Source organism: Bacteroidales bacterium (assembly GCA_018334875.1).
In the GTDB taxonomy this organism is placed as follows: Bacteria; Bacteroidota; Bacteroidia; order Bacteroidales; family UBA12077; genus JAGXLC01.
In genome coordinates this window covers 1-3811 of record JAGXLC010000391.1, presented here as the reverse complement: position 1 = coordinate 3811, position 3811 = coordinate 1, and the positions used below count along the sequence as shown (strand labels likewise).

At 42.8% G+C, this 3811-nt stretch carries 3 protein-coding genes; 2 read left to right on the top strand and 1 reads right to left on the bottom strand.

Translation table 11 applies throughout. The features are described 5' to 3' along the window. Positions 1-6: 6 nt before the first annotated feature. A complete protein-coding gene (locus KGY70_18645; GenBank protein ID MBS3777221.1) occupies positions 7-1587 on the bottom strand; it encodes a peptide chain release factor 3 in 1581 nt (526 codons plus the stop codon). A 204-nt stretch (positions 1588-1791) separates the two neighbouring features. Here KGY70_18645 and KGY70_18640 point away from each other — a divergent pair, with 204 nt between their 5' ends. Both KGY70_18640 and KGY70_18635 read left to right on the top strand, forming a co-directional pair. Next, positions 1792-2976, top strand: a complete 1185-nt coding sequence (locus KGY70_18640) for a DoxX family protein (GenBank protein MBS3777220.1) — start codon at positions 1792-1794, stop codon at positions 2974-2976. 41 nt (positions 2977-3017) lie between these two features. After that, positions 3018-3811: ABC transporter permease (locus KGY70_18635; protein MBS3777219.1), on the top strand; the 794-nt coding region annotated here is incomplete at its 3' end.

The window sequence follows — 3811 nt, the reverse complement described above, 5'->3', positions numbered from 1 at the left end:
ATTCAATCAGAACTCGCTGGAGAAATGAAACTTGATCTTCGGAAACTTTTCCTGTGCCATTCTCAATGAATGGGGCGATTCTGCCAGAAAAACTTCTCTGCCATGTTTATCCAGAGCCAGTGCATGTTCTTTGCGTTTCCTGAAATCCTCGAGTTGTTCTTCATCTTCGCTCTCTATCCAGCAGGCCTTATACATCTGAAGCGTTTCGTACCTGCATGAGGCACCATACTCATTTTTCAGCCTGAACTGGATCACATCAAGCTGCAACTGCCCCACCGTACCGATTATCTTACGGCCATTGACCTTGCTTTTAAACAACTGAGCCACCCCTTCATCCATCAACTGATCCAGACCCTTGTCCAATTGTTTATACCGCATGGGGTCATCGTTTTCAACGTAGCGGAACATCTCCGGTGAAAAGCTTGGCAGTCCTTTAAAGTGAATATCCTCCCCTTCCGTAAGGGTATCCCCGATCTTAAAATTTCCGGTATCATGAATCCCTACAATATCCCCGGGAAAGGCTTCTTCAATCACCGACTTTCTGGCTGCCATGAAGGAGGTTGGACTGGAAAACTTCATTTTTTTGGCTGCCCTGACATGCTTGTAGTTGGTATTCCGGAAAAACTTGCCTGAACAAATCTTGACAAATGCAATACGGTCCCGGTGGTTGGGATCCATATTGGCATGAATCTTAAAAACAAATCCTGAGAACTTATCCTCATCGGGGCTTACCATTCTTTCTTCAGCGGTTGTGGGTTGAGGTGCCGGTGAAACATCCAGAAAACATTCCAGAAGCTCCCTCACCCCGAAATTGTTCAGGGCACTGCCGAAAAACACCGGCGCAAGATGCCCTTTATGATATTGTGTTGTATCAAATTCCGGATATACGCCCTGGATCAAATCAATATCTTCCCTCAATGTTCCGGCAAAGCTTTCACCCAGATAATTTTCCAGTTCCTTGTCGTCCAGATCTTTGAATTCAATTCCTTCTTCCACTTGTTGCTTGTTCTGACCACTGAAAAGATTCAGCTTTTCTTTGTAGAGGTCGTAAACGCCCTTGAAATGGGGACCGTCACCGATAGGCCAGCTCAGGGGTTTTACCTGGATATCAAGCTCTTTTTCTATTTCGTCAAGTAAATCGAAGGGATCTTTAGCAGGGCGATCAAGCTTGTTAATAAAGACAATCACGGGAGTATTCCGCATCCTGCATACATTCATCAGCTTTTTGGTCTGCGGCTCAACTCCCTTCGCTGCATCGATCACAATGATCACACTGTCTACCGCAGTCAGAGTGCGGTAGGTATCTTCAGCGAAATCCTGATGACCGGGTGTATCAAGTATATTAATCTTTTTTCCATTGTATTCGAAACCCATGACAGAAGTAGCCACGGATATCCCTCGTTGGCGCTCTATCTCCATGAAGTCGGAAGTGGCCGTCTTTTTAATTTTATTGGACTTTACCGCCCCGGCTACATTGATGGCGCCGCCAAAGAGCAGCAATTTCTCGGTAAGCGTCGTCTTTCCTGCATCCGGATGGCTGACTATGGCAAATGTTCTTCTTCTGTCGATCTCTTGTTTAAAACCCATATTTAATTTGTATTTTTCCGACTTTTCCAACGAGGATGCAAAATTAGTATTTTATACCGCAGGAACAAGAATTATTTTACTATCGGGCAGAAACGTAACCATGACAAAAAACAATACGTAAACCGAACCTTTCGGAATATTATGTCATAGGTAAAATGATTCAATAACAGATTTTATATATTTGGCCATTTAAATTCAATAGCAATGAAAAACTTATATACAGCAAGCCGCATCATTGTCGGACTCGTACTGATCTTTTCCGGATTTGTAAAGGGAATTGACCCGCTTGGATCGAACTATAAATTCATTGACTATTTTATAGCCTTTGGAATAGAGTTTCTTAATCCCATTGCTTTATACCTTGGAGTTTTATTAAGCACCTTTGAATTTGTCCTGGGAGCTATGCTTATATTCCATGTCAAACCCAGGGCAAGCTCCTGGATCTTACTTATATTCATGGGCTTTTTTACCCTGCTTACCTTTTACCTGGCACTGACCAATCCTGTTCAGGACTGTGGCTGTTTTGGGGATGCCATTGTCATGAGCAACTGGGAAACGTTTTGGAAGAATGTGGTGATTATGGTCTTTGTGGTGATTGTTTTCATCAACCGCAACAAATTTCAATCCCCTTACAGCAATAACTGGCAATGGGGCATAACCGGAATTTCAGCCCTCATCATACTGGGTTTTTCGTTTTATTGTTACCACCATCTGCCTGTATTTGATTTCCGTCCTTATAACGTAGGAGCAAATATCCCGGATAAAATGGAGATCCCGGATGATGCTCCAAAACCCGAATACAAAACCATATTAAAGTATAAAAAAGACGGAGAGATCAGGGAATTTACAATGGACAGCCTTCCCGACTCAACCTGGCAATGGGTGGAGACCAAAAACATCAAGATCAAAGAGGGATATCAGCCACCGATTGAAGACTTTACCATTTCTACGCTCGAAGGGGAAGACATAACCGATATTGTGCTTGATCAGGACAAGTTCACCTTTATGCTGATTGCCTATGATCTCGGTGAAGCCGATAAGTCGGAAATGGATCAAATCAACAGGCTTGCGGAATTTTGTAACAACGCCAACAATTGTTCTTTCATTGGTCTGACGGCTTCACTGGAAGAAGAAATCGAATCCTTTAAAAACAACACGGGCGCCTCGTTTTCTTTTTACCAGGCGGATGAAATTACGCTTAAAACCATTATCCGTGCCAATCCGGGTTTAATGCTGATAAAAAAAGGCACCGTACTGGATAAATGGCATAACAACGACCTTCCTTCTACCCCGGAATTCAAGGAAGAATTTTTAAATAACCCTGAATATGGGGATAAAAAGGGAAACGAAAATAAAAGTAAAACAGACCAGACAGAGCTGAAGTCGTAAGGTTTTTCTTATATTTGCGTGACTTTTAAAATCCCAGGCCATTGGCAAATTATTTCATTAAAAGAATATTGTATGCCATTCTGATCCTTTGGGGTGTTGCCTCTCTGGTATTCATATTATTCAATGTAATACCCGCCGACCCTGCCCGTATGCTTATGGGTCAGCGTTCTGACGTGGCCTCTCTCGAAGCCATAAGACAGGATTTGGGCCTGGACCGTTCAAAGGGCCTTCAGTACGTAAAATATTTAAACGACCTCTCCCCCATTTCATACCATTCCAGGGATTCATCCAATTACTTTTATCTGGATCCTTCCAAATATGCCCCGTACGCAACGCTTGTAAATACCGAAAACAGTTGTCTGGTTGTAAAACCCCCTTACCTGAGAAGATCTTACCAAAGCAAGCAGAAAGTAACCTCCATCATCCTGGAAACCATACCCAATACTTTTATTTTGGCCTTCGTCTCTATTTTTTTTGCATCATTGGTGGGAATTTTTCTGGGTATTCTTGCTGCCATTTTTAAAGATTCCCTTTTTGACAGGCTTTCCATATTTTTCTCCGCCTTCGGTATGTCCCTCCCATCATTCTTTGCTGCCATACTTATTGGCTGGCTCTTCGCTTTCGTGCTTGGTGAATACACAGGCCTGAACCTTACGGGTAATTTATATGAGATTGATGATTTCGGAAGAGGCGTGCATCTTGAGTTAAAGAATCTTATTCTCCCCGCTTTTACTTTAGCCATCCGACCACTGGCTATTGTTATCCAGCTTTCGAGAAATTCTATGCTGGATGTCCTCTCCCAGGATTATATCAGAACCGCAAGGGCCAAAGGTTT